The organism is Paraburkholderia sp. A1RI-2L, from assembly GCF_048957375.1.
Classification (GTDB): Bacteria; Pseudomonadota; Gammaproteobacteria; order Burkholderiales; family Burkholderiaceae; genus Paraburkholderia.
In genome coordinates this window covers 614,436-638,601 of record NZ_JARBTA010000003.1, presented here as the reverse complement: position 1 = coordinate 638,601, position 24,166 = coordinate 614,436, and the positions used below count along the sequence as shown (strand labels likewise).

Here is a 24,166-nt window from a genome sequence, read left to right as displayed (position 1 = left end):
TACGGACAGATGGGGGAAATTGGATGCCGCGTCGCATGGGTACGCGTATTGCACGCTCGTTGATAGGGTGGGTGAGGATACCGCCCGCGAATTGCGGAAGGAGAAAGTCATGAGGCAAACCGTGTTAGGCGTGTACGACAGCTACGCGAACGCGCGCTCGGCGCAGCGCGCACTCGAGGCCGGGATGGCGCAAGCGGATATTGCCATCTATTCGACATCAGTTGATGCACCTCGCGAAAAAGGGCCACGTGTCTATGTACAGGGCGCTGTCGATACGCGCCATCACAGAAAGGTCTTCGATCGGCTTGAGCAGTTGTTCGCACGCATCTTCACGAAAGGATCGTACCCCCCGGATGCGGAGGATTACAGGGAGTTCATGCGTCGCGGCGGAACGATAGTCAGTGCCGATGTTTCTGAAGCACAAGTCGATCAGGCGCTTGAAGTGATGCTTCGAACGGGCGCTGCTGACATCGAGGAATGCGCCACGGCGTGGCGTCCTGGCGCTTCGAATGCCCAAAGTCCGGAACATGCGGCGCCTTCGGTCAGCGCGATGGCCGACGAACTGGCCAGACAGAACGAGGCAACGCGCGGACGGCAAGGCAACATGCCGGCTGCGTCAGCGGTACGCACGACGCCTGCCACGGTCACGCCGGCCGCGGCGATAGACGATATGCAAGGCACCGCATTTTCGTCAACCGATCCGAATCTGCGGCAGGTATCGACGCGCACGGAAGGGCGCGGACCGACCCCGCCGATAGGGAAGCCGTCGTATGCAACGGACGTGTCTCGTGCCGGGTTCGCGCGCACGAATCAGAATGCGGGCGTGAAATCGCACACCGCCCAGGCAAGCGACGGCAACCCGCCCGCGCCAAAAGCCCGGCGTTCATTGGCTACGGGCAACAGGGATGAGCCTGGTCGTCTCGGCACCCCGCAGGACGACGCAGACTGGCGCGAAAGCGAATTCAGAAGGGACTACGATGCACGCTATGCGAACACGGGTGCGTCGTACGACGAGCATCGACGTGGCTACCCGCACGAGGCGACGCTCGGACGCGACGAGCGGTATCGCGGGGCCGACTGGCAGGGCGTCGAAGCGGATGCGCGGGCGAAATGGGAGGCACGCAATCCTGAGAGCGCATGGGAGCGGTTCAAGATGACCGTCAGGCGCGGTTGGGAACGTGTGTCGCGCGGAGTCTAGTCGATTGCGTCCTTGAATTGGCGTCCCATCGCGCGCAGGCGGCGGAATTCGCTACTGGACTCACGCTTTATCCAAAGTGACGTAGCGCCAGACTTCAGTTGTCGCGCATTCAAGCCGCTTCCGGAATGTTGCGGCGCGCTTGCGTTGCGCCACCTGTATTTCGTTCCCCTTAAAGAGGATGCTCGCCCGGCTTGCTCAGTTCGGGCTCGAAGAAAATCCAGCGCGCGGGCGCAAAGGCGGTCTGCAAGTCAGTTTCGATTCGGTCGATGGTGCGCACGAGGTCATCGGCGCTGTGGTGTGCAACAAGCCGGGCCTGCACGGCCACCACGAAGCTGTCCGACCAGCGCAGCACCACCAGGCTCACGATATGTTCGATCTCGGGACGCGCTTCGAGCCATGCGCGAATGGCCTTGCGATCGCGGAGCCCAGCGGACTCGCCGACAATCTGCGACTTGATCTCACGCATGGAGACGATGGCCACCACCATCATCACGGTGCCCACGCCAATGCTGCCGAGCGCATCGAAAACGGGGCGGCCGGTGAGCGCCGCGAGCCCCATGCCGGCGAGCGAGACTAGCACGCTGACGAGCGCGGCGGCATCCTCCCCAATCGAAAGCATGACTTCGAGCTCGCCGGTCTCGCGAAACCACCGCCACAGCCCACCGGCGCGCCGTTTCGTATCGATCGAGCGAATCGCGGCACGCAAGGCGCTGCCCTCGACAATGGCCGACACAGCGAGCACGGCGATGGCGACGGGCACATGCTGAAGGCCGGCGTGCCGCCATAGCCGCCAGACGCCAATGCCCACAGAACCGAGTCCGCCGACGATGAAGAACTGGAGCGCGACGAGCATTGCATAGAAATGGGTTTCACGCCCGAAGCCGAGCGGATGCTGTTCATCCGCGTCGCCAACGGCCGCGCGGCGGCCGACGATCAGCAGGAGCTGATTCATGCAATCCGCGCTGGAGTGGACTGCCTCGGCAAGCGTCGCGCTGGAGTTCGTCCATGCCGCGGCGGCGAACTTGCCGAGCGCCACGACAACATTTGAAGCGAGCGCATAGTAGACGGCGCGGGGGATGGCGCCGGACGCAGTGTGGGCCGTCGCCCGGTGATCGGCGCTTGCCTTTGCTCGCGTCATCGTCTGATCCTCGCTGGCACCCTCCGAAACGCAGTGGCGCAAGCCCCGAACCCGCGCTGCCCCGGCAGACTCCGCTGCATGCACAGGATCCCGAAACGAAGTTGCGATACCAGGGCGAGCCGCTGCAGTTCGATGGCGCGAATCTGCTGATGCAATTCGTGGCCGAGGCGGACGGGACGCCGCTCGACTGAAGCATCACCGCCGAAGCGCGGAAAGGCCAGGTCGGTGCGTGCGAGCACCTTTGCGGTACCCGCGCGCCTCGTTGCAACCGTTGCTGGCTAGCGGTCCTTGTCTTGATCGTCGCTGGGGGCATCCCTTGCTGCATCTCTTGCGGCGTCCTTCATGTCGCCTGCCTTCTTCTGTACCTCACCGGCTCCCTGCTGGATGTCGCCTTTGAGTTCCCGGGACTTGTCGCCCGTGACTTTTCCGGTGACTTCATTCGCTTTGCCTTTGAGCTTTTCAGCTTCGCCTTTCACATGCTCTTTGTTCATGATGGTTCTCCATTTGTTTGCGCCGGATGCGCGCGGTCTTGGCGCAACGACCGTTCCTGATCGAGCGTTGGAGGAGGTCCGTATGGTATGGGACACCCGGGTGGCCTGGTGCGGGCGCTGCCGCGTGGAGCCCGCGTGACGACCGGGCACGACGGGCATTGCACTTGCGTGAGCGTAGCGTCAACGCACAAGTAGCCCGGGCGGCGAACGCGCCGGCACAAGCGCACCGGAACTCGAGTGGCATGCGGCTCGAGGCCGCCGCGCGAACACGCATCAAAAAAGGGGAGTGGTATGAAACGAAAGCTTGATGCCTATGAATCGAAACGTCGCTTCGAAGTGACGCCGGAGCCGCGTGGCCGTGCGGCACGAGGGCGTGGACGCGCGAACGAGAGCGAAGGATCGTTCGTGATCCAGCGGCACGATGCGCGGCGGTTGCATTACGACTTTCGCCTTGAGTTGGACGGCACGCTCAAGTCATGGGCGGTGCCAAAGGGGCCGAGCCTCGACCCTGGCGTGAAGCGGCTTGCCGTGCACGTCGAGGATCATCCCATGGAGTACGGCAAGTTCGAGGGACGCATTCCCGAGGGTAGCTATGGCGCGGGCGAGGTGGCGATCTGGGATCACGGCGTATGGCGGCCCGAGGGCGGCATGCGCGCCGCTCGCGATGGCTATGCGCAGGGCAAGCTCAAGTTCACGCTCGACGGCGAAAAGCTGCACGGTGGCTTTACGCTCGTGCGCAGCGCGATGCACGACGGCAAGCAGGAAACGTGGTTGCTCATCAAGCAGCGTGACGATGAGGCCGTGAGCGAAGACGATTTCCATGTGGTCGACGACGAGCCGGCTGCGAAGCCGTCGCGCGAGCGCGCGGGAACCGGTGGGTCGAAACAGCGCTCTGCGGATAGCGAGGTAGCCGGCACGCAAGCCGAAGCCCGCGTCGCGAGCGCTGCCAGGCCGCGCCGCGCGACCTCGCGCAAGAGCGTACGCGGCGAAGCTCCAGCGGAGATGCAAGGCGCCGTGCGCGCCGAGCTGCCCGCCACGCTCGCCCCGGAACTGGCGACGCCAGCCGAAGCGCCGCCGGAGGGCAATGATTGGTTATACGAACTAAAGTTCGACGGATACCGCGTGCTCGCGCGAATCGATCGCAAGGCGCGCGGCGAGGGCGATGTGCGCATCCTCACGCGCACCGGCAATGACTGGACCGCGAAATTCCCGCGCCAGGTCGAAGCGCTGCGCGCGCTCGATATTGACTCGGCTTGGATTGACGGCGAGGCCGTGGTGCTGGACGATGCGGGCGTGCCCGACTTTCAGGCGTTGCAGAACGCTTTCGATGCGGGCAGGGCCGACACCATTGCGTTCTGGCTATTCGACTTGCCTTGGCTCGATGGGATGGATCTGCGTGCCGTGCCGCTGGAGGCGCGCCGGGCGAAACTTGCCGCCTTGCTGGCCCGCAAGCCCCAGGAGGCCTTGCGTTTTTCCGAAGCATTCGAAGGTGCGCCCCAGGCGTTGCTCGAAGCCGCTTGCGAAGCGAATCTCGAAGGCCTCGTCGCCAAGCGGCGCGATAGCCAATACACGTCCAGGCGCAGCGCGGCGTGGCTCAAGCTGCGCTGCTCACGGCGCCAGGAATTCGTTATCGGCGGTTATACGGAGCCTCAGGGCAGCCGCGACGGCTTTGGTGCACTGTTGATCGGCGTGTATGACGACAAGGGCGCATTGCAGTACTCGGGCAAGGTCGGCACGGGTTTCGACGCCAGGCGGCTCAAGGCAATGGCGGGCGATCTGGCGGCGCGCGAGCGCAAGACCTCGCCTTTCGCCGCCGTGCCTGCCGCCGATCGCCGCGCCTGCGTGCACTGGGTAGAGCCCGAACTCGTGGCCGAAGTGCGTTTCAAGACGTGGACGAGCGCTGGCGTCGTGCGTCAGGCGTCGTTCGTCGGCCTGCGCGAGGACAAGCCCGCGCAGAGCATCGTGCGCGAATCGCAGCCGCCGCCCGTGCGACGCAACCGGAGCGAGAGCGCAAGCAAACACAAGGTCAGAACACAGAACTCGAACAACGGCCGGACGGCGAAGGCTGAGAGCACGTCCAAAGCCAGCGCGCCAGCCCCGCATGCCCGGCGCCGTGCAAAGGTGGGCGATACCGAAGTGGCAGGCGTTCGCGTGAGCCATCCCGATCGCGTGATCGATTCGAAAAGCGGCCTCACAAAGCTCGATCTGGTTCAGTACTTCGAGGCGATTTCGCCCTGGCTGCTGCCACATCTGGCACAGCGTCCCGTCGCGCTCGCACGCGCACCCAAGGGCGTGGGCGGGGAGCTGTTCTTTCAGAAGCACGCGAACGCCTTGCAGATTGCGCAGGCCACCCAGCATGCCGATCTGGACCCCGGTCACGCTCCGCTCTTGACGCTCGACTCGACTGAGGCGCTCGTAGGGGCCGCGCAGATGGATACCATCGAGCTGCACACGTGGAGCGCGCTCGTGACGAACATCGAAAAGCCCGATCGCATCGTCTTCGACCTCGACCCCGATCCCTCGCTGCCGTGGACGCGCATGCTCGAAGCGGCGCGGCTCACGCGCGATTTGCTGGACGCGCTCGGTCTGCGTGCGTGGTGCAAGACGAGCGGCGGCAAAGGGCTGCACGTGGTCGTGCCGCTGGCGCGCCATGCGGGCTGGGACGAAGCGAAAGACTTCGCGCGGGCTGTGGCGGACCATATCGCCGCGACGCTTCCTGAGCGCTTTAGCGCGAAGATGGGCGCGCAAAACCGCAGAGGGCGCGTGTTCGTCGATTACTTGCGCAATGGGCGCGGCGCGACGACTGCCGCCGCGTTTGCGCCGCGCGCGCGGCCTGGCCTCGGCGTTTCGGTGCCCGTGGCCTGGGATGAGCTGCAGGCCGTGACGAGCGGCGACCAATGGAACGTAGCGAATGTGCGTGAACGGCTCGATAGCCTGCGTGAGGACCCATGGCGCGACTACGCAAAGGCGCGCCAGCGCATTACGGCGGCGATGTGGCGACAGTTGGGGAAGGCAAAGGAGTAAGAGCGCGATAGACGAGCCGGCACAGCAAATGCGCCCTGCGCATGCGCCGGATTGCGCCGCGCGGCTTTGGTCACGTGGCGGAAATCCAGCAGGCCGAGAATACCAACCTTAACGCCGACTTGAATGGCTTACTGCGCTCGCTCATGCCAAGGAAAAAGACCGGAGTCTGGCTCAGATGCCTCGAGCTGCTTTTCAGCCCAACGGGCGCACGACAGAAGAGGAAAGCGCTCGCGCGCAAGCCGACGACGGCCAGACCCACCCGTACGCCCGCGCCGAAGCGTACCAGCGAACCCCATGCTGGCCGCCCACTTGTGGCGCGCACGCCGGGGCGGTGGGTGCGCTCGTTTCACTCCGCGCCCGCGTTGCCCGGTCGGCTCGTCAATCACCTGACGTACGCGTTATATCTGCCAGCCGCAGTGACATCCTGGGCGGACATACCCCTCGTGGTCATGTTGCATGGCTGCAAGCAAACCGCGGAGTCGTTTGCTGCCGGCACACGCATTTGCAGGGTCGCAGAGCGCGCCGGATTTGCCGTGCTCATTCCCGAGCAGGCAAAGACCGCGCACGCGCACCGCTGCTGGCACTGGCACGAGAGTCTGGCGCATTCCGAGGCGCCTGCCGTTGCGTCGCTCGTCGAAGAGATTGTCGAGGCGCACGGCTTCGACCGCGAACGCATCTATCTCGCGGGGATTTCGGCAGGAGCGGGCCTCGCGGCGTTGCTCGCAGTTCATTATCCAGAGCGCTTTGCCGCCGTTGGCCTGCATTCAGGCCCGGTGTTTGGCGCCGCGAATTCCGCCATGACCGCCATGCGCGTCATGCGTGACGGCAGCCGCGAAGATCCCCTGCGTCTCTTGGAGGCGGTTGTGGATCTGGCCCACCATCCGGGCATGCCGGCCATTATTGTCCATGGGGAGCTTGATGCGGTTGTCTCGAAGCGCAACGCCGCGCAGCTCGCCGTCGAATTCGCGCGGCTCAACCGGCTGATCGATGCACAAGGCGCCATGCGCGTCGGCGAGCGACGGACATACAGCCGCGATGCGGTCGAGTACACCGATTATCTGGGGGCGGGGCGGCTCGTCGTTAGAGTCTGCATCGTTCGGGGTCTGGGCCATGCGTGGAGCGGCGGCGACCCACGCGAAGCGTTTCATTCCGGCAAAGGTCCCGACGCAACGGCGATGCTGTGGAATTTTTTTCGGCGCCAGCGGCGGTCGGTGAAGCGACTGCCATAACGTCTCGTTGGGGTGTGGCGCACAGCGTGAGACGACGGCTGTGCGTCTTGACGGTTACGGAGAGGGGCATCACGGGCACTACTCGTCGTGCCCGCCACGGCGTTTGTCATTCATCGTGGGTACGGGCGGTGCGCAACATGGGGTGTTTGAGGAGGGTACATGATGAAACCTATGATGAATGCAACGCACACGATTCTGATGACACTTCTGGCAGGCATGGCACTCGTCACGGCAGACGCGGCCTTCGCGCAAGTCTATGTCACGCCGCAACCACAGCCGCGGTACGAAGAGCCGGCTCCCGCCCCGGCGCCTGGCGTGGCGATCACGCTTGGGTGGCACGGCGACCGCTATTGGGACGGCCACCGCTATTGGGAGCATGACGAATGGATGCACCGTCATCCCCATGAGTATGACCCGCGAGGCGATCGTGAGCACGAAGACCGCGACCGCTAATAGCACGCCTGAGGCGAGGGGCAGCGCGCCTGTTTGCCTTGCGCGACAGGCGCGTTCTTCTCGCTAAAACACTCGTCTACGCGATGAATCTCCACTGCCGTCGAACTCGTCAAACGATGGCGTCTAACTGGTCGGCAACCTGCGCGATGATTCTGTCGCGCTGACTTTGTCGCGCTGACTTTGTCGCGTTGACGCAATGCGCGCTTCGAGGCACGGCCGTTGCGTAACACGAGGCGTGACCATGTAGAGCGGGTCCGTGCGACGTGGCGGAAGGTTTCCTCGGCCAGTTGCGCCGCGGCCCGCGCCATTCAGGAGTTGACAATGCTTTATTACGCCCTCGTGTTTTTCATCATCGCCGTGATCGCCGCCTTCTTCGGGTTTGGCGGCATCGCTGTCGGAGCAGCGAGCATCGCCAAAATCCTGTTCTTTATCTTCGTCGTCCTCTTCGTTGTGAGTCTGCTGTTTGGCGCTTTACGGCGTTAATGGCGTCTCTGAAGCGGGGCGAACGATGCAATTGCCTCATGAAAACCCGCGGAGTCCGTTGGCCGCGAGGCCACTCGTTAAAACACGGCGACCGCCCGGCACATGCATGGGCGGTCGACATGCATCCGGGGCTCGCCACCACCGGAACCGACAATGACCCGAGCGGCATTCTGACTTACTCCCTCGCCGGTGCGCAATATGGATTCGACCTGCTGTGGATATGCGTGCTCTCGTATCCGTCGATGGTTGCGCTTCAATTGATCGCGACGCGCGTTGCAGCGGTGACTGGGAAAGGCCTCACGGAAAACATGCGTGAGCACTATTCACGTTGGCTATTTCTGCTCGCGGTTGGGCGCTTTCTTTTGGCGAATACGCTGAACATGGCCGCAGACATGCTGGCGATGGGCGAAGGCGCGCAGCAGATTTTTCGCGGCCCGGTGGCACTTCTTACGCTCGCATTCGCCGGCGCATCAATTGCGCTCCAATGGTGGGTGCCGTACGCCCGCTACGCAGGCGTCGTAAAGTGGCTTTGTGTCGCCTTGTTCTGCTATGCAGGCACGCTGCTTGTGGCCGACGTGCAGTGGCGGGTGGCGGGATGGCACGCGTTGGTGCCGGACGTGACATTATCGGAAGGCTTTCTGGGAATGCTGGTAGCCGTACTCGGTACAACCGTCAGTCCCTATCTGCTGTTCTCGCAGGCCGAAGAGGAAGTCGAGGAACGGGGAGACGATGCTTCGCAAGCCAATGTCGATCGTGCGCAATCGCGTGAAGAGCCGCGCCAGTTACAAGGAAAGCGCCATGAAACGCTGATTCGCACACTGCTGTCGAATGGGGCAGGCGCACTCATTCTGTGCGCTTCGGCAGCAACGTTGCACGCGCAGCACATGCAGGTCAATTCGGTTAGCGACGCAGCGAAAGCGATTCTTCCTCTTGCGCATGGATTTGCCGCGCAGGTCCTCGGTCTTGCGCTCCTGGGCACGGCGCTTCTCGCGCTACCACCGCTGGCCGGGTCGGCGGCGCACGCAGCGGCGAGCTCGTTCGGCTGGGCCCGGGGCAAACGACGCGACCGCCGCATCGCCGTCGTGCTGCTCGTCCTCATGGCAATGAGCGCCGCCACCGCCCTGCTCTTTGTGGCACTCGGCGTGGATGCGGTGAAGGCCTGTTACTGGAGTGCGTTGACCAATGGCATTACAGTAACGCCGGTGCTCATTCTGCTCGTCCTTTTGAGCCGTCACCCAGAAGCGGTCGGCACGTTGAAACTTCATTGGTTCGTGCGCGCATTGAGTTGGTTGGCGGTCGTTGCTGCGGGAGCAGCGTTGACCGCGCATACGATATTGCCGTTTCTCTAACGCTATGCGGGAACGAACATACCGATCGCTGCCAGGGCCATGAACGCAGTCGCTGTCCAGCCTCCGACTTTCAGGAGGCCTGAAATGGCAAATTTGCCCATCATGCGACGACTGGTCCCCATCAGCATGACGACGATCATAACGGGTACGGCGGCAAGACCATTGATGACGGCGCTCCAGTAAAGCGCCTTTACCGGGTCGAGGTGCAAGAACGTAACCGCTACGCCGCCCAGGATGGCAAGGACAATGACGGAATAGAACTCGCGTGCCAGCGTGAGATGCAGGGACAGGCTGCCGCGCCACCTGAACGCGCCCGCCGCGCCGTAGGCCGCGGAACCGGCAAGCACGGGCAGCGCGAGCAGCCCGGTTCCCACGATGCCCGCGGCAAATACGAACGCAGCGAAACGACCGGCGATGGGCGTAAGGGCTTTCGCCGCGTCTGCGGAAGTCTGAATAGAGACGTGGTGAACATGCAGCGTGGCTGCCGCAGTCAACATGATGAAAAAGCCCACGCCATTTGAAACACCCATACCGATCCATGTGTCTGCCGTAATCCTGTCGAGCTGCCGGTATGCACGGAACGAAGAGACCCAGCGCAGCGAATGTTCGCCCGGCTTCGATCGAAGCTCCTCGACTTCCTGTGAAGCTTGCCAGAAAAAAAGGTATGGGCTGATCGTGGTCCCGAGTACGGCGACAATGGTGGTGAGATATTCGCCAGACAGCTGCGCACGCGGGTGAACCACGGAAAGCGCGACTTGCGACCAGTCGACAGGCACAACGAACGCGACCGCGACGTACGTAAAGAGCACGATGGTCAGCCATTTCAGAAAGCGGGCGTAGCTTTCATAAGGCAGGCAGATCTGGACTATCGCGGAAAATGCGCCCAGCGCCACTGTGTACAGTTGCTCCGGGCCGTGCACCAGCAAATGGATGGCCGCACCCATGGCTGCCAGGTCCGCGGCGATGTTGATCGTATTGGCAATAGCAAGAAGCAGCACGAGAACGATCACGATCCAGCGTGGACCGAAGGCGCGCATGTTGGAAGCAAGCCCTCTGCCGGTCACCCGACCGATTCGCGCGCTGATCATCTGAATGGCGACCATCAGCGGATACGTCAGCAGCAGCGTCCATAGCAATGAGAGACCAAATTTCGCGCCGGCCTGCGAGTAGGTGCCGATTCCGCTCGGGTCGTCGTCGGCACCGCCCGTTACGAGTCCGGGTCCGAGGCGGGACAGCCAGGATCGTTCCGTTCGATCCGTTACGGCGGCTTCTGGTTCAAGCTTTTGATTGTCGGCCACGAAAGTTTCCTGCAACGCGCGGGATGCGATGTTGCCGGGAGCGTGCAAGTCCCGTGCCGCGCCCGAATATGCTGCCATGAGCGAGGCACGCTGCTTTGGCAGGGGCCTGACAGTATCGTAATCTGGCGCGTCGCCGGCTCAATGCGGCGGAGAACAGTGTCTGAAACGCTTCCACAGCTTTTTCATTGTCCGATGATCGGCTGCGACGCGCGAGGCGAGAAAGCCCCGTGCGAAGGAGGCGCCCGGCGCCGTTTCAGGTGACGTTTGAGGGAGTGCCTTCAGAAGCCGATCGGCAACGACGGCGTCGTTTCGCCAACCCAGATCATCCTGGAGCGCGGTTAGCGCTTCAACATAATGTTGGACGGACCGCCTCGCGCACAGTGACGCGAAGAACTCGGTGGCATACCGAACTTTCTTTGCCGCGATGCGGGCGCGGTGGCGATGGTGAGCGTCGAGGCCGGCCAGACCTTTGCCGCGGCGAATCAGTTTACTGTGACGACGGCGCAGGACATTCGCGGCGAATTGTCTTGCTGGACGGCTGATTGCTTCGCGCTGTTCGTCGGACATTTCAACTCTCCAGCTTCCTCGCTGCAACCACAATGCGAGTTGAAGCGCGAGTCGCGTGTAGCGAACCGACTCGACTGCAGCGGCCGCCCGTTGCCGGTTGCTGGCGGCGATCTGCGCGCATGCCTCGCGCACGGGCAGAATCTCGTCCGGAGTCGTGTTTGCACCGGCATGTTCGAGCGTCGACCCCGCGAGTACCTCCCAGTCCCGTGCAGCGCCGAGTTCAGCGGCAATCCAGCGCAATTCATCGTCAAGTCCGGGAGGCGCGGGAATGACTTTTCCAAACAGACCAAGCGCCGAGCGCAAACGGCGCAGCCCCACGCGCATCTGATGAACGCTCGACGGCCCATGGCCGGAGACGACACCGCGTTCGTTGGCGGCGACCTGATCCAGACAATTGCGCGCGATGGTGCAGAAGGCGTCTTCGACAGAGTCTCGCTTGTTCAGCTGCACCGGCTGCGCCTTCACGGCCGCGCAGTGCTCAGTGAGGAGCAGGCCGTAGCCGATGTCAGCCTTGCTGAAATGGTCGATACGCAAGGGTACAGATTCGAGCAGTTCCAGTGCGACCTGGTACAGGCTCTCTGGCTTACCCCGCTTCAGCTCAAGTTCCACCGCTGCGATCGGCTCAGAAGCCGACTGCGCTTCGATGGTTCCCTCGTCGAGCGCCACCTCAAGTTCGTCGCCAGACGACAAGCGCAGCGGATAGACTGAGCGCCTGATCCGGGTGACAAACACGGGGTTTAGCTGTGCGACAGTCGCGTCGTCGCGAACCAGCCTGCCGCAGTCACTATCGTCAGGGATGCGATCCCGAAGCAACTTGAGATCGGGGACGTTGCTCTCGACGGGCGTTTCGAACTCGTCCCTGTCGAAAAGGCCCGCCTGCGCCGACCCTTCCCGCTTCAATGTCTGGAACCTGTCGTTGCCGTCGGTCCGCACGCGCAAAGAAGCGTTGCAGCTATGAAATTCAAGCGAAGGCGTATCGAAATAGGTAGTCGTCAACAACCGGGGGCGCCTGGCCGCTCCCTCGTGCTGCCTACCTGGCGGGTGACGACGCAACGCCACAAGGTCCTCATTGGACACCCGCAACTTCAGCTCGTGCTCCATGGTGCCTCCCCTACGAACGACGGCCCGATGACGACAGTGCAATGACGCGACATGGATGCTTGAACGCAGTTTTCAGATGGCGCGCGAAGCGGGCCTGCCGCCGCTGCGCGGGCGGTCATAGCAGCCGTGCGCGAGCGTTTGCGCCAGCGTGCTCCATGAGAAGAGCCACGATTTCGCGCGTCGGCACGCTCACCGCCAGCGCGCCGACCATGGTCGGGCGAACCCAGCGACAATGCATAATTTCGTGGGCGGGCTGTGGCGTCGTATCGACTGGCACATCGAGAACAAATACGTGATGCCGTTTGCTGAAGCCCACAAACTCGAATTCATACCGTAGCAATTCTCCGACAATCAATGTTTCTTCCAGCAGCTCCCGCTTCGCCGCATGCAGTGGGGCCTCGTGCCGCTTTACCGTCCCGCCGGGGAGCGACCAGCGAGAGCGCCCGCGCGTCACGAGCAGTACCCTGCCATCATTTCGGCACACGATCGTCGCGCGGTTTCTCATGGCTGAAAATTGTCTGGTGACCTTCATTAACAGGCGGGTACGAACCTTCCGTCCCGCATTCTCCCGCATTCGTTACCCCGGCAGCGCCGAAAGCAAAGCCGGATGGAACACGAACCCAATCGCAATTCCCGCGCCTGAAGCCCCACCATCATCTCGACAGTCGCCATCGATGAGAACGGACTCATGTCGGTCGTTGTCGCCAAAATTCAGTGACCTGGAAAGTCAATAATTTGGATATCTAAATCGTGTTTTTGAGAGTCCAATTTCCTCGCGCTGACAAGTAACATTTTCTTTTCTCAGATGAAACTCTTTTCGCAAATCTGGCGGGCCGCATTTATTGATTGAATCGCCCATCCCACCGCGCACAACGACAGTTTCAGCAACATGCGGGACGGCCCGGATTGCCGCGTTGCCGTCCACCATTTACGATCAGATCAGCTGGCGTGGCCTATTTCGATTGACACCGCGAGAGCAAAGCTTAATGAATTTCACCAGTGATGATTGGAGCAGACGAATGAACGAACTGGCTGGTGACATGCTGGCGACCGTCCTGAACATCGACGCGGAAATCAGGGTCCGCACGAACCGTCTGGCTGAAATGGAGCGCAGCGCTCAAGAGGGAATGGACCCATGGCTGGATGAAGCGCAAGCTATTTTGCTTGCGGACGTGGCGCGGTTGAAAGCGCGCCGCGAAGAGCAGTTGCGCAAGCTCGAAGCGCTGGTTGCTTGCCGACCGGCCAGACGGTCAACAAGCAAGCACGTGCTTTTTGGCTGACTGTTGGAGTTGGGCGTCGCTTGTCCAGGTGCGGCGGCGTTCAATTGTTTGCCGCCATGCGTATGCGCGCGCCATTAAATAGTCAAACAATGGGCGCACGCGGTCAGCCACGGGATAAGAGATTTCCTTGACCGAGTCCGGGCACACGATCGCTCGCTCAACCCGCCCCGGCCGGCACTCGCCCTTTAACGTTTTCGCGTCATGGCGTGGAGCAGGGTTTCACCATCATGCGTCACACGCGGGCGGTGCACGCCAGACGCGAGTTTCTCGAGTGCGACAAGCTGCTGCTCAAGCAGCGTATCGAGTTCTTCGCGGTCCAGGCCGATCTGGTCGGGCGACGCTTTGACCAGCATGAGCGTCGCGAATTCGTGAGGGCTCAACATTGCTGTCTCCTTTGTGCTTCTGATAATTTTTTGCCGCTTTCTATCGGTCAGTCCTGCACGGGAGGGCGATACGGTCAGTGTTGCCTTCGACTAGAGTTCGCTCCGGTCCTGAGCGGGTGTTCGGGCATGGACCTGCCGCTGCCCACGTCCAGCTCCGTGGTGTGGACACACGCGAGAGGAAGCGGGGTAACCGTCATGTCCAGCGCAGAACTGGCGAGCATCACGATGACATTTTCGGTGCACTGGGGCCCGGCAACGGAAATATCGATTGTCATTGACTCGACGCCGGTCTTGCGATCGACGCTCACACTCCAGCGCCGAACTTTGGCGCCGCTTTTCGCCAGCGATTGCCATATCGGAATGACCTGCAGCTTGCCCTTGGCGGCGTGGATCGAAAGCCTTTGTATGACCATTCTGGTATCCATTTTTGACGACTATCTCAGCCGGGAAAAGAAGAATACGCAGGGAATATTAAAAAGTCATGCCCGGGAGCCTGTCCGTATAGGCAGAGTTATGGACGCGCAACCGCCGGAGCGCAGCATTGCGTCTTCTACATTGGCCCGAGTTCGTCCCAAGGCCAATGCCTCGCCAAGTCATTCAGCAGTGGGCCCAGTGCTTCGCGATCCCGAAAGCGCTTGTTCGGCTTCAGCGATGTCCCGAGCGGTGGCGCCGGAAGCCAGCGTCGAGGCGACTGGGTGGCAGCCGGTGTTTTCCCTGAGATGAAATCGGTTGCAGCCAAAAAAAGGCTGCACTACGATTCAATCAAATAGAAATTCGATGTGAAATTCCATGTAAAGCGGCCTGGACACCGGAGGGTCCGGTGCGCCTCATGATTTCGGCCGGGATGCGATGGCATTAGCGTCTCCGATGGAAGGTGGCGACTTCACGCGTGGCGGATTCGTAGACACGTTCCATCTGTTCGAGGCAGGCGGTAGCCTGCTCGGCAGCGGACTGGATGCCCGCGGCCGCCTTGGCCATCTTGAGGAGCACCGCCTCACGCAACCGTGCGTACTCTTCGCACACGCGTGCACCTTCTGCAGTGGTCACGTAGTACACGCCAGTGCGCGCCGTTCCGGATTTTTCGACGAGTCCGGCCTTGATCAGCTTGCGTAGTTCGTACTGCATATTAGCGACGTCCTGCCGGTTGGTCATATGCAGCAGATCGCGAATGGTCTTGGGCCGTTCGTGCATATGAATGACGTGCACCAGTGCGTTCTCCAGGCCGCTCAACGTGGTGCCGGTGACCGCGGCCATGCACTCGGACTGCCAGCGCGAGAACGACTGGTTCAGACGCATCACGGCGTATTCGAGGTCGGTGATCTCGACGCCGAAGTCGTCCATCGCGAGGTGCCATCGATGTTCGGCAGCGTCGGTCTTTTTTGTGGTTCTGCGTGAATGTTCGGTCATTGCGGAATCGCGCGGTTGCGGCCCATGCCGTCGACTGGGTTGAGAGAGGGGGGCGCCGCGAGGCGGCCCGTCATGTAAACAAATTTTACTGCGCCAGGACTGACATGAGACGAATTCTGAACACGAAGGATTTCATTCTGGGGACGTTTGCGACGAACTGCTCGGGCGGGATGTCGGTGACGAAGATCGGGGAGCGCTGGGCCAACTCGTGGGAGAACAACGAAAAGCTCGCGCTCATGCTGGACGAGGCCGGTATCGAGTTCATGCTGCCCATCGCGCGCTGGATTGGCTACGGCGGCGAGACGGACTTCCACGGCTCGGTGCTGGAGACCATGACGTGGGCCGCGGGCCTGCTCGCGAAAACGCGCCAGCTCACCGTATTCGCGACGATTCACACGGCGGCGAACCATCCGGTCGTGGTTGCCAAGCAGATCGCGACGCTCGACCAGATTGGCAGCGGACGCGCCGGCCTGAACATCGTCGCGGGCTGGAACCGCCCCGAGTACGAAGCGCTCGGCCTGCCGCTCGCGACAGGCCACGACAAGCGCTATGCGTATGCGCAGGAGTGGTTCGACGTCGTGCAGAAAATCTGGACGCACGACGGCCCCTTCAACTGGAACGGCGAAAATTTCCAGCTGAGGAACGTCTATGGGCTGCCGCGCCCGTGGAACGGCGAACGCCCGCCGATCCTGAACGCGGCCGGTTCAGGCGAAGGGCGCGATTTCGCGATCGGCAACGCGAATTTCCTGTTTACGCCGGCGATCGATCTGGAGCGTTCGCGCACGGAGATCGCCGAGCTAACGCAGAAAGCCGTCACTGCGGGCAAGGACGTCAACGTGCTGACGTTCTCACACGTGGTCTGCCGCCCGACCGAGGAGGAAGCGCGCCAGTATCTGCACTATTTTGCGCAGGACAACGCGGACTGGGGGGCGGTCGATAACCTGGTTGCACTGCAGTTCGCGAATGCACAATCGTTCCCGCATGATCTGCTCGCGCTGATTCGCGACCGGATGGCCGCAGGGCACGGTGGCTTCCCGCTCGTGGGCACGCCCCAGCAGGTGGCGGCGGGGTTGATCTCGCTCGCCGAAGCCGGTTTCAAGGGCACGACGCTGTCGTTCGTGGATTATGTGAAGGAGTTCCCGTACTTCCGCGATACGGTGTTGCCGATCCTCGAGGCACATGGGCTGCGCAGCCCGCGGGAGCGTAGCCATGCAGCCTGAAGCCATCGATGACATCGGCGCGCTAAGCCGCTGCTTCGTGCAGGCGATGCGCGGTTTCGCGGGCGCGGTCTGCGTGGTGACCGTCGCGGACGCAGAAGTGCGCAGCGGCTTTACCGCCACTTCCGTATCGTCGTTTTCGGCTCAGCCGCCCATGGTGGTGGCCTCGCTGAAAGCGACCAGTTCTTCGGCCGCACTGCTCGAACGTACGCGACGCTTCGGCGTGAACCTGCTGCGCACCGAGCAGCGTGCGATCGCTGAGCGCTTCGCCGGATTTTGCGGCGAACAGGGCGAGGCGCGCTACGGCGACGACGAATGGGTGCACGCGATACCGGACGGCGCACCGCTGCTGGCGAATAGCGTGGTCGCTATGGATTGCGAGGTGGAGGAGTTGATCGTACGCCACGGGCACCTGCTTATCATCGGCCGCGTGCGCGCGGTGAATCGCGACGAGTCCACGCCTTGTCCTCTCGTCTACTGGCAGGGGCGTTACACCGCGCTCGCTGACCAACTGGCGGCAGCGGGCTGACTTCTCTCATTCGGGGAGATCCTGGCACATTTGTTCGTATCAACTATGCGACGATGCCGGGCTATTACTAAGCATGACGAATCATTGATGAAAATTGGAGGTTGTCGATGGGGAGGAAGTACGGGAAATGCGCGCTCGCTGCGCTGATTGGCCTTGCACCACCGGTCGCCCACGCGCAAAGCAGCGTCACGATCTTCGGCTTGCTGGACGCCGGCGTGTCGTATATCAGCAATCAGGGTGGTAAATCGAACTGGCAGATGGCGGATGGCATTGCGGTGCCGAACATCTTCGGAATGGAGGGGACAGAGGATCTGGGCGGCGGCCTCAAGGCGAAGTTCCGTCTCGTCAACCAGTTCTCGCTCGGCAACGGCTCGATCATCGCCTCGCCCAGCAACAGCTCGATGACGAGCGGCGGTCTCTTTGCCCGCGAAGCATGGACTGGCCTCGCGAGCGACCGTTACGGCAGCCTGACAATGGGCCGCCAGCAGGACTTCATGGTCGATACCTTGCTCGCAGACGTCGGTGCGGATTCGGCGCTATACGTGGGCGGCCTGTACAACTTCCGTGACGGTCCGTTCTCCGGCCTGAATCTGCCGGATTCGCCGCCAAACGAAGCCTATAACTTCGATCATATGAACGGCGCCGAAGCGTTGTCGAATTCGGTGAAATACACGTCGGCGAACTTTAGCGGACTCAAGTTCGGCGGTATGTACGCGTTCGGCGGGACCGCCGGCAATTTCAGTCAGAACAGCGCATCGAGTTACGGCGTGAGCTATGCTAGGGGGGCGCTTGCCGTGGGGGCCGCCTATACGAATGTCAAGTACGCGGTGCTCGAAGGCGGGAGTATCCGCAACTGGGGGGCGGGCGCGCGCTACTCGATCGGCGGCGCGCTGTTGACACTGCTCTATACCAATACGCGCAACACACAAAATGGTGCGGCCGTCAACATGGTCGAGGCGGGCGGCACGTATCGCGTGACACCGGCATTCGGGCTGGGGGCGAACTATATGTACATGTGGGGCAACGCGGGCGTCGACAACAATCACGCGCATCAAATCAATGCCGTGGCTCAGTACAGTTTGTCGAAGCGCACGACGGTCTATGCCGAGACGTCGTATCAGATCGCCAACGCCGGGGCGACCACGGCCATCGACGGCACGTTCGGCCCGTCCAGCAGCAATTATCAGTTTGTGGGGCGGGTCGGGATCCAGACGAGGTTCTGACCAGTTGGATGAGCACCGCCCGCCGTGTGTGCGGGGGGCGGTGGAGCAGCCTGAACGTGGCGATCCCACTGTTGCTCGCGAAACTCGTGCTGCTCAGCCCACAGAAGATGGATGCGTATAGCTGCCAGTCCGCTCATGGAAGCGTGATACACGGTCGAAATCTGCTGCTCTCTCACCCTCAGGAAGTTCAAGCCGACAACCCGGCCTTCGCGTCGATACGTGCAACACGCTGCGCCTGTGGAAGAGCGAAGCTATCGAGTCCTTCGACCTGCAGGATTTCAACGCCGGCGACTACTACCAGGCCGTACAGCACAAGGTAATCTCCGAAACACCGTGCTGGGTGCCGTACCCGAATGACGAGCCCGTTTCGCGTTTCGCCCTCATGTTCACCTCACCACGCAACTGAACGATACGCATCCTGCCATAAGCCGCGCTGCGCGAACAGGTTCCCGGCAGCGCCGCCAATCACTCAGTATTCCTCTATAAAAAATTGTTGTCGATGCCTGTCTGACGAACCCTGCAGGCCGTGTTCGGTCCGTATCGTTCGCTGTCCTGGCTGGTGACATGTCCGTTGCCCGGTTGTGGCGAAACGCAACAAATTTCGTGTTGACTGTTGCATGCGCGAGGTGCTGACAAAAATGTCCTAAACCCTTGTCCAGCAAGGATATCGCCATGTTGGCATGTGGTTTGCTTTGTAGCTGCGGTACCAGGCCCCAGCCCTTCCGGGCGTGAGGTGTTCCTGCGTTTATCGAGCGGTCATGCAAATTCACATGGAGACAATGATGAGAGAACGTGTAGCGTCGGCATTCCGAATGAGATCATGGGGGATAGGGCTTGCCGCAGTGGCCATGCTCAGTGGCGGCATGGCGCGCGCGGCCGCCGACTATCCGCCCGTCACCTTCGGCAGGCTGTCCAGCGCGCAGGGCGATCCGGGCTGGCTGACTTATTACCGCACCTATGACGGTCAATCGCATTCGCCTCTAACGCAGATAACTGCGTCGAACGTGGCAAATCTGAAGCAGGCGTGGGCCTACAAATTCCCTGACGACCTGAAACAGGGCTTCGAAGCAACCCCGATCGTCAACGGCGATTATCTATTTGTTAGCACGCCAAAGGACAACGTCTACGCTTTCAACGCGAAAACTGGTGAGCAGCTATGGAAGTTCGAGCCGAAGCTCGGACCGGAGTCGTTCAAGACGGCCTGTTGCGATGTGGTCAATCGCGGCGTCGCGCTGTATGGAAAGAACGTCTATGTCGCGATGCTCAGCGGCGAAGTGGCCGCGATCGACGCGCAGACCGGCAATCTGGTCTGGAAGAAGCAGATGTTCGAGCCTGGTCTCGGCTACGCGTTTTCGCTTGCGCCGCTCGCGCTGAATGGCTCGATCGTGGTCGGCACATCGGGGGGCGAGTACGGCATTCGCGGCTATATCGCGGCGCTGAACCCCGAGGATGGTTCGATCCAATGGAAGCGCAATACGATTCCGGGCAAGGGAGAGAAGGGCAGCGAAACCTGGCCCGAAGGCATGCAGGATCATGGTGGCGGCGCGGCCTGGCTGACCGGCACCTACGACGTCTCCTCCAACACGCTTTACTGGGGCGTGGGCAACCCCGGCCCGTGGCTGGCCGCACTGCGTCCCGGCGACAATCTGTACTCCGATTCGCTGCTCGCGCTCAACCCGTCGAATGGTTCGATCAAGTGGCACTACCAGTTCACGCGTAACGACACGTGGGACTACGACGGCGTCAACACGCCGATCCTCGCGAAGATCACCTATCAGGGCAAACACTACGACGCGATCGTGCACGCCGACCGCAATGGCTTTTTCCACGCGATCGATCGCACGACCGGCAAGCTGATCTATGCCAAGGCCTTCGTCAAGACGGAATCCGTCACCGGCTACACGAAGGACGGTCAACCGATCGCCGACGCGAGCAAGTATCCGAAGGCCGGTACGACTATCGAAACATGCCCCAGTTTTCTGGGCGGCAAGAACTGGTGGTCAGTGTCGTATGACCCGAGCCGTCATATCGCCGTGGTGCCGACCCTGCACGCCTGCATGAGCCTGTCGGGCAAATCGGTAAGCTACATGGAGGGCCTGCCGTATCTCGGCGAAGGCTTCGAGATCAAGCCGGAACCGGGCAGCGAGGGTTACGGTGAACTGCAGGCAATCGACGTGAATACCGGCAAGAAGCTCTGGAGTCACTGGACCAGGATGCCCTGGAATGGCGGCGTGGCCACCACTTCGAGCGGTCTGGCTTTCAGTGGTTCGCTCGACGGCCACCTGTATGCGTTCGACACCGCTACCGGCAAGATCCTTTGGACCAGCCCGCAGTTGGCGAGCGGCATCATCGCGCAGCCATCAGTCTTCGAGGTTGACGGTAAGGAATACGTAGCAGTACTGGCAGGCTACGGCGGCGCCAATCCGATCTGGGGCGGACCGATGGCCGACGTCTCCAAGGATGTTCCGCGCGGCGGCACGCTCTACGTATTCGCATTGGCGCAGGACTGATTCAGGCCTGTGCGGCCTCTCACGAATTCATCTTCATAACGAGCACTACATCATGGTCTCCCAAGCACGCAGAACTTTCATGATCCACACCGTGGGCCTGTGCGCGGCGCTCGCCGTGGCGCAACGCGCACAGGCGGGTGCGCCGCCCGTCGACGAGAACGACCCGGCAGCCAAGGGCCTTGGCTATCGCGCCAAGGCCAGCACAGTCGACGCTGCACACTTTCCCAAGTATCAGGCGGGCCAGAAGTGTGCGAACTGCCGGTTCTACACTGGCGCGGCGAACGAGCCCTCAGGGCCGTGCCCGATGTTCCCGGGTAAGGCCGTGTCCGCGGACGGCTGGTGCAACGTTTATGCAAAGCGCGCCTGAGCAGCACACCTGAGTCCGCCCGGTGCCGGCTCGCCCGGCACCTCCCGTTCCTGAATCCGGCATTCTCCGCATGACATTGACTATCGGCGCACTTCTGGCGCTTTCATTCCTGATCTCCATGCTCGGCCTGTTCCTGTTCATCTGGGCCCAGAGCAAGGGGCTCATGCGCGCAGGCCCCGCAGCGGCAGAGGTGATCTTCGCCGCGCATGAGGTCGGCTTCGTCGAAGACCCCGCCGCACCGCAGGCGCAGCTCGCGGCCTTGCAGGCCGTCGAGCGCGCCGCCGAGGGTGCAGCCCACGCCGGCACCGCGCAATTCGCCCTCGCGCCCGATGCTTGCGAAGCGCGTCTGAAGCAGGACCGTTCGAGCCGCTGGCCCGCTTTCGGCTTCCTGACGTCCTCCATCGTCTGGCTCGTGCTGGGCTCGCTGGCGGGCCTGATCGCCTCACAGAAGCTGACGTCACCCGACTTCCTCACGCAGAGCGCCTGGCTCACATTCGGCCGGATCCGTACTGCGCATCTGAACATGGTCGCCTATGGCTGGGCCTCGATGGCCGGTCTTGGCGTCGTGCTGTGGATGCTGCCGCGCCTGCTCGGCACCGAGCTGGCCGGCGCGCGCTTCGCCACGCTCGGCGCGCTGGTCTGGAATGGCGCGGTGGCAGGTGGCGTCTCGGCGATCCTGTGCGGCTGGACCGACGGCCAGCAATGGCTCGAGATCCCCTGGCAGATTGGCATCCTGTTTGCGGCAGGTGGCGCGCTCTGCGCGGTGCCGCTGTTATGCACGCTGCGCCGTCGCACCGTCGATCACCTGTACGTATCGGTCTGGTATGCGAGCGCGGCGCTGCTTTGGTTCCCGATCCTCTATGTGGTCGCGAAGGTCCCGCACGTTCATTCCGGCGTAGAGCAGGCGATCGTCAACTGGTGGTATGCACACAACGTGCTTGGCCTCTGGCTCACGCCGATCGGTCTCGCATCGGCCTACTACTTCATCGCCAAGGTGCTTGGGCGTCCGATCTATTCGTATAGCCTCTCGCTGGTCGGCTTCTGGGCGCTCGCGATGTTCTACAGTCAGGCTGGCATTCACCACCTGATTGGCGGGCCAGTGCCCGGCTGGCTGGTGAGCGTGTCGGTGGTGCAGAGCGTGATGATGATCGTGCCGGTGCTGGCCGTGGGTGTGAACCAGCATATGACCGTGGTGGGGCGCTTCGCCGCGCTGCGCCATTCGCCGACGCTGCGTTTCGTGGTGCTCGGCGCGATGCTCTACACGCTGGTTTCCCTGCAGGGTTCGCTCGAGGCCGTACCGTTCTTCAACCGGCTGGTCCATTTCACGCAATACAAGGTTGCGCATGCGCACCTTGGGGTCTATGGCTTCTTTTCCATGATCATGTTCGGTTCGATCTATTTCATCATGCCGCGCGTGCTCGAACGTGCGTGGCCCTACCCGTGCCTGATCGCGGCGCATTTTTGGCTGGTCTGCGTCGGCTTCGCGATTTATTTCGTATCGCTGACGATTGGCGGCGTGCTGCAGGGCGTCGCGCTGCTCGATGCCTCGCGCCCGTTCATCGAATCGGTGACACTGCTCGAACCCTGGCTGCTGGCGCGCACGGTTGGCGGCGCGCTGATGACGCTCGGCCATGTGATCTTCGCCGGTCATTTCGTTGCGATGGTAGTGGGCCGCAGCGTGTACCGGACAGATCACAGCGGTGTCGAGCAAGCGGGCTCGCTGGGGGTGCGGGCATGAACCGCCTGCTGACCGTTTTCATCGGCGCACTGATCATGCTGGCGCTTGCCACGCTCCTGCTGGTGGCCTTGCCGTACCGGGAACTGCGGGCCGTGGCGGCACCGCAAGCGCTCGCACCTTACACGATGGCCCAGTTGCGGGGCCGCGCCACTTATATCTCGATGGGCTGCGTCTACTGCCATACGCAGCAACCGCGCGCGGCCAGTTTCGGTCCCGATGCGCTGCGCGGCTGGGGCCGCCCTTCGGTGCCGGCCGACTATGCCTATGACGACCCGCATCAGCTTGGCGTGGCGCGCACCGGCCCCGATCTGTTCAATATCGGCGTGCGCCAGCCCAGCCTCGACTGGAATCTTGTCCACCTGTATCAGCCGCGAGCGGTGTCGCCGGGCAGCGTGATGCCGTCGTATCCGTTTCTGTTCCGGCACGTCACGCAGGCCGCGCCCGGCGAAAAGGTGATCAGCCTGCCGCCGCGGTATGCGCCGGCGCACGGCCAGATCGTCGCCACGCAGGAGGCGCTCGATCTGGCGGCCTACCTGATTTCGCTGAACCACACCTATCCGATTTCCGCTTCCGAAGCTGGAGCCATGCAATGAACCGCCGTTTCCAACACGACTCCTTGATTGACCTGCGCGAACATGCGGAGCCCGGTGAGCGCACTCATCCCGTGCCCTGGCTGCTGTGGATCACCGTCCTGTCGCTCACAGTGTGGGGTGCCAGCTATTTCTGGCTGGAAATGTATTGGCCCGAGCAGGGTGCCGCGGCCAGCACGGCGGTCCAACCGGGTGCTGCGGCAGCGCCAGGGCCAGACGGCGCGCAGATCTTCTCGAGCCGCTGCGCCGCGTGTCACCAGGCAACGGGCAGCGGTCTGCCGGGCATGTTCCCGCCGTTGGCCGAATCGGAGTGGGTAAATGGCGACGCCCACAAGCTTGCCGATATCCTGCTGCTCGGCATCGAGGGCGCGCTGTCGGTCAAGGGGGCGAATTTCAATGGCACCATGCCGACGTTTGGCGGGACGTTGTCGGATGCGGAAATCGCCGCAGTCGGCAGCTACGTGCGCTCGCGCTTCGGCAATCATGCGCCTGCGCTCGACGCTGTGCTCGTCAAGGCCGAACGCGATCGCCTGGGCCGTCGCGCTACGCCGTGGAAGGGCGACGCCGAGCTGAAGTCGGCGCAATAGCGAT

At 62.4% G+C, this 24,166-nt stretch carries 23 protein-coding genes and 1 pseudogene; 17 read left to right on the top strand and 7 right to left on the bottom strand.

Features of this window, described 5'->3' with window-relative positions:
• The first annotated feature begins 67 nt into the window (after window positions 1–67).
• On the top strand, window positions 68–1,198 hold the full coding sequence (locus tag PWP93_RS26115; protein WP_421046623.1) for a hypothetical protein: 1,131 nt from the start codon (window positions 68–70) through the stop codon (window positions 1,196–1,198).
• A gap of 169 nt (window positions 1,199–1,367) precedes the next feature.
• Here PWP93_RS26115 and PWP93_RS26110 read toward each other — a convergent pair whose 3' ends face one another.
• Both PWP93_RS26110 and PWP93_RS26105 read right to left on the bottom strand, forming a co-directional pair.
• A complete protein-coding gene (locus PWP93_RS26110) occupies window positions 1,368–2,336 on the bottom strand; it encodes a cation diffusion facilitator family transporter (protein ID WP_421046622.1) in 969 nt (322 codons plus the stop codon).
• A gap of 278 nt (window positions 2,337–2,614) precedes the next feature.
• On the bottom strand, window positions 2,615–2,827 hold the full coding sequence (locus PWP93_RS26105) for a CsbD family protein (RefSeq protein WP_421046621.1): 213 nt from the start codon (window positions 2,825–2,827) through the stop codon (window positions 2,615–2,617).
• Between the two features lie 291 nt (window positions 2,828–3,118).
• On the opposite strand from PWP93_RS26105, the gene ligD reads away from it, so the two are divergent.
• The 5 genes from ligD (at window position 3,119) to PWP93_RS26080 (ending at window position 9,365) form a co-directional block, all read left to right on the top strand.
• Window positions 3,119–5,851: a DNA ligase D gene (gene ligD / locus PWP93_RS26100; protein ID WP_421046620.1), complete on the top strand. Its 2,733-nt coding sequence runs from the start codon at window positions 3,119–3,121 to the stop codon at window positions 5,849–5,851.
• Window positions 5,852–5,994: 143 nt separating this feature from the next.
• Window positions 5,995–7,080 (top strand): PHB depolymerase family esterase, encoded by a 1,086-nt coding sequence (locus PWP93_RS26095; protein ID WP_421047002.1) that lies wholly within the window; start codon window positions 5,995–5,997, stop codon window positions 7,078–7,080.
• Window positions 7,081–7,242: 162 nt separating this feature from the next.
• Entirely contained in the window at window positions 7,243–7,533 is a 291-nt protein-coding gene (locus PWP93_RS26090; protein WP_421047001.1) for a hypothetical protein, read from the top strand.
• Between the two features lie 321 nt (window positions 7,534–7,854).
• A complete protein-coding gene (locus PWP93_RS26085) occupies window positions 7,855–8,016 on the top strand; it encodes a DUF1328 domain-containing protein (protein WP_421027894.1) in 162 nt (53 codons plus the stop codon).
• A 38-nt stretch (window positions 8,017–8,054) separates the two neighbouring features.
• Window positions 8,055–9,365, top strand: coding sequence for an NRAMP family divalent metal transporter (locus PWP93_RS26080; RefSeq protein ID WP_421046619.1), 1,311 nt, complete (start codon window positions 8,055–8,057; stop codon window positions 9,363–9,365).
• A 2-nt stretch (window positions 9,366–9,367) separates the two neighbouring features.
• On the opposite strand, the gene PWP93_RS26075 is transcribed toward PWP93_RS26080, so the two are convergent.
• The 3 genes from PWP93_RS26075 to PWP93_RS26065 all read right to left on the bottom strand — a co-directional run bounded on the left by PWP93_RS26075 (window position 9,368) and on the right by PWP93_RS26065 (window position 12,905).
• The gene (locus tag PWP93_RS26075) at window positions 9,368–10,663 is read right to left on the bottom strand and encodes an NRAMP family divalent metal transporter (RefSeq protein ID WP_421046618.1); all 1,296 of its coding nucleotides are present in this window, start codon (window positions 10,661–10,663) and stop codon (window positions 9,368–9,370) included.
• Window positions 10,664–10,801: 138 nt separating this feature from the next.
• Window positions 10,802–12,331, bottom strand: coding sequence for a CHAD domain-containing protein (locus PWP93_RS26070; protein WP_421046617.1), 1,530 nt, complete (start codon window positions 12,329–12,331; stop codon window positions 10,802–10,804).
• A gap of 115 nt (window positions 12,332–12,446) precedes the next feature.
• A complete protein-coding gene (locus PWP93_RS26065) occupies window positions 12,447–12,905 on the bottom strand; it encodes an NUDIX hydrolase (RefSeq protein ID WP_421046616.1) in 459 nt (152 codons plus the stop codon).
• Between the two features lie 445 nt (window positions 12,906–13,350).
• On the opposite strand from PWP93_RS26065, the gene PWP93_RS26060 reads away from it, so the two are divergent.
• Complete coding sequence (locus PWP93_RS26060) at window positions 13,351–13,611, top strand: hypothetical protein (protein WP_421027889.1); 261 nt, start codon at window positions 13,351–13,353, stop codon at window positions 13,609–13,611.
• Between the two features lie 185 nt (window positions 13,612–13,796).
• On the opposite strand, the gene PWP93_RS26055 is transcribed toward PWP93_RS26060, so the two are convergent.
• The gene (locus PWP93_RS26055) at window positions 13,797–13,994 is read right to left on the bottom strand and encodes a hypothetical protein (RefSeq protein WP_421046615.1); all 198 of its coding nucleotides are present in this window, start codon (window positions 13,992–13,994) and stop codon (window positions 13,797–13,799) included.
• Window positions 13,995–14,189: 195 nt separating this feature from the next.
• Between PWP93_RS26055 and PWP93_RS26050 the strand changes: the two genes are divergently transcribed.
• On the top strand, window positions 14,190–14,717 hold the full coding sequence (locus tag PWP93_RS26050; RefSeq protein ID WP_421046614.1) for a hypothetical protein: 528 nt from the start codon (window positions 14,190–14,192) through the stop codon (window positions 14,715–14,717).
• 132 nt (window positions 14,718–14,849) lie between these two features.
• Here the strand turns inward: PWP93_RS26050 and PWP93_RS26045 are convergent, their stop codons facing one another.
• Entirely contained in the window at window positions 14,850–15,335 is a 486-nt protein-coding gene (locus tag PWP93_RS26045; protein ID WP_421046613.1) for a winged helix DNA-binding protein, read from the bottom strand.
• Window positions 15,336–15,505: 170 nt separating this feature from the next.
• On the opposite strand from PWP93_RS26045, the gene PWP93_RS26040 reads away from it, so the two are divergent.
• The 9 genes and pseudogenes from PWP93_RS26040 (at window position 15,506) to PWP93_RS26000 (ending at window position 24,162) form a co-directional block, all read left to right on the top strand.
• Window positions 15,506–16,621 carry an LLM class flavin-dependent oxidoreductase gene (locus tag PWP93_RS26040; protein ID WP_421046612.1) on the top strand — a complete coding sequence of 372 codons (1,116 nt, stop codon included), beginning with the start codon at window positions 15,506–15,508 and terminating at the stop codon, window positions 16,619–16,621.
• The gene (locus tag PWP93_RS26035; protein ID WP_421046611.1) at window positions 16,611–17,147 is read left to right on the top strand and encodes a flavin reductase family protein; all 537 of its coding nucleotides are present in this window, start codon (window positions 16,611–16,613) and stop codon (window positions 17,145–17,147) included. Before PWP93_RS26040 ends, PWP93_RS26035 begins: the two co-directional genes overlap by 11 nt.
• Window positions 17,148–17,254: 107 nt before the next feature.
• On the top strand, window positions 17,255–18,370 hold the full coding sequence (locus PWP93_RS26030; RefSeq protein ID WP_421046610.1) for a porin: 1,116 nt from the start codon (window positions 17,255–17,257) through the stop codon (window positions 18,368–18,370).
• 199 nt (window positions 18,371–18,569) lie between these two features.
• Window positions 18,570–18,734, top strand: a pseudogene (locus PWP93_RS26025) (glycogen/starch/alpha-glucan phosphorylase); the annotation flags it as partial.
• A 418-nt stretch (window positions 18,735–19,152) separates the two neighbouring features.
• Window positions 19,153–20,880 (top strand): methanol/ethanol family PQQ-dependent dehydrogenase, encoded by a 1,728-nt coding sequence (locus tag PWP93_RS26020; RefSeq protein ID WP_421046609.1) that lies wholly within the window; start codon window positions 19,153–19,155, stop codon window positions 20,878–20,880.
• Window positions 20,881–20,932: 52 nt separating this feature from the next.
• Complete coding sequence (locus PWP93_RS26015; protein ID WP_421027882.1) at window positions 20,933–21,247, top strand: high-potential iron-sulfur protein; 315 nt, start codon at window positions 20,933–20,935, stop codon at window positions 21,245–21,247.
• Window positions 21,248–21,317: 70 nt separating this feature from the next.
• The gene (locus tag PWP93_RS26010) at window positions 21,318–22,985 is read left to right on the top strand and encodes a cbb3-type cytochrome c oxidase subunit I (RefSeq protein ID WP_421046608.1); all 1,668 of its coding nucleotides are present in this window, start codon (window positions 21,318–21,320) and stop codon (window positions 22,983–22,985) included.
• Window positions 22,982–23,578, top strand: coding sequence for a cbb3-type cytochrome c oxidase subunit II (locus PWP93_RS26005; RefSeq protein ID WP_421046607.1), 597 nt, complete (start codon window positions 22,982–22,984; stop codon window positions 23,576–23,578). The genes PWP93_RS26010 and PWP93_RS26005 overlap by 4 nt, the downstream gene beginning before the upstream one ends.
• Window positions 23,575–24,162, top strand: a complete 588-nt coding sequence (locus PWP93_RS26000; RefSeq protein ID WP_421046606.1) for a c-type cytochrome — start codon at window positions 23,575–23,577, stop codon at window positions 24,160–24,162. The genes PWP93_RS26005 and PWP93_RS26000 overlap by 4 nt, the downstream gene beginning before the upstream one ends.
• The last annotated feature ends 4 nt before the right edge of the window (window positions 24,163–24,166 follow it).

What these genes read in the sequence shown, in the direction of transcription:
- PWP93_RS26040 (WP_421046612.1), top strand. Translation starts at nt 15,506, where the DNA reads ATGAGACGAATTCTGAACACGAAGGATTTCATTCTGGGGACGTTTGCG.
- ligD (WP_421046620.1), top strand. Translation starts at nt 3,119, where the DNA reads ATGAAACGAAAGCTTGATGCCTATGAATCGAAACGTCGCTTCGAAGTG.
- PWP93_RS26045 (WP_421046613.1), bottom strand. Translation starts at nt 15,335, where the DNA reads ATGGACGACTTCGGCGTCGAGATCACCGACCTCGAATACGCCGTGATG.
- PWP93_RS26055 (WP_421046615.1), bottom strand. Translation starts at nt 13,994, where the DNA reads ATGTTGAGCCCTCACGAATTCGCGACGCTCATGCTGGTCAAAGCGTCG.
- PWP93_RS26060 (WP_421027889.1), top strand. Translation starts at nt 13,351, where the DNA reads ATGAACGAACTGGCTGGTGACATGCTGGCGACCGTCCTGAACATCGAC.
- PWP93_RS26030 (WP_421046610.1), top strand. Translation starts at nt 17,255, where the DNA reads ATGGGGAGGAAGTACGGGAAATGCGCGCTCGCTGCGCTGATTGGCCTT.
- PWP93_RS26095 (WP_421047002.1), top strand. Translation starts at nt 5,995, where the DNA reads ATGCCAAGGAAAAAGACCGGAGTCTGGCTCAGATGCCTCGAGCTGCTT.
- PWP93_RS26000 (WP_421046606.1), top strand. Translation starts at nt 23,575, where the DNA reads ATGAACCGCCGTTTCCAACACGACTCCTTGATTGACCTGCGCGAACAT.
- PWP93_RS26110 (WP_421046622.1), bottom strand. Translation starts at nt 2,336, where the DNA reads ATGACGCGAGCAAAGGCAAGCGCCGATCACCGGGCGACGGCCCACACT.
- PWP93_RS26050 (WP_421046614.1), top strand. Translation starts at nt 14,190, where the DNA reads ATGTCCAGCGCAGAACTGGCGAGCATCACGATGACATTTTCGGTGCAC.
- PWP93_RS26070 (WP_421046617.1), bottom strand. Translation starts at nt 12,331, where the DNA reads ATGGAGCACGAGCTGAAGTTGCGGGTGTCCAATGAGGACCTTGTGGCG.
- PWP93_RS26065 (WP_421046616.1), bottom strand. Translation starts at nt 12,905, where the DNA reads ATGCGGGAGAATGCGGGACGGAAGGTTCGTACCCGCCTGTTAATGAAG.
- PWP93_RS26090 (WP_421047001.1), top strand. Translation starts at nt 7,243, where the DNA reads ATGAAACCTATGATGAATGCAACGCACACGATTCTGATGACACTTCTG.
- PWP93_RS26015 (WP_421027882.1), top strand. Translation starts at nt 20,933, where the DNA reads ATGGTCTCCCAAGCACGCAGAACTTTCATGATCCACACCGTGGGCCTG.
- PWP93_RS26085 (WP_421027894.1), top strand. Translation starts at nt 7,855, where the DNA reads ATGCTTTATTACGCCCTCGTGTTTTTCATCATCGCCGTGATCGCCGCC.
- PWP93_RS26005 (WP_421046607.1), top strand. Translation starts at nt 22,982, where the DNA reads ATGAACCGCCTGCTGACCGTTTTCATCGGCGCACTGATCATGCTGGCG.
- PWP93_RS26010 (WP_421046608.1), top strand. Translation starts at nt 21,318, where the DNA reads ATGACATTGACTATCGGCGCACTTCTGGCGCTTTCATTCCTGATCTCC.
- PWP93_RS26105 (WP_421046621.1), bottom strand. Translation starts at nt 2,827, where the DNA reads ATGAACAAAGAGCATGTGAAAGGCGAAGCTGAAAAGCTCAAAGGCAAA.
- PWP93_RS26035 (WP_421046611.1), top strand. Translation starts at nt 16,611, where the DNA reads ATGCAGCCTGAAGCCATCGATGACATCGGCGCGCTAAGCCGCTGCTTC.
- PWP93_RS26080 (WP_421046619.1), top strand. Translation starts at nt 8,055, where the DNA reads ATGAAAACCCGCGGAGTCCGTTGGCCGCGAGGCCACTCGTTAAAACAC.
- PWP93_RS26020 (WP_421046609.1), top strand. Translation starts at nt 19,153, where the DNA reads ATGAGAGAACGTGTAGCGTCGGCATTCCGAATGAGATCATGGGGGATA.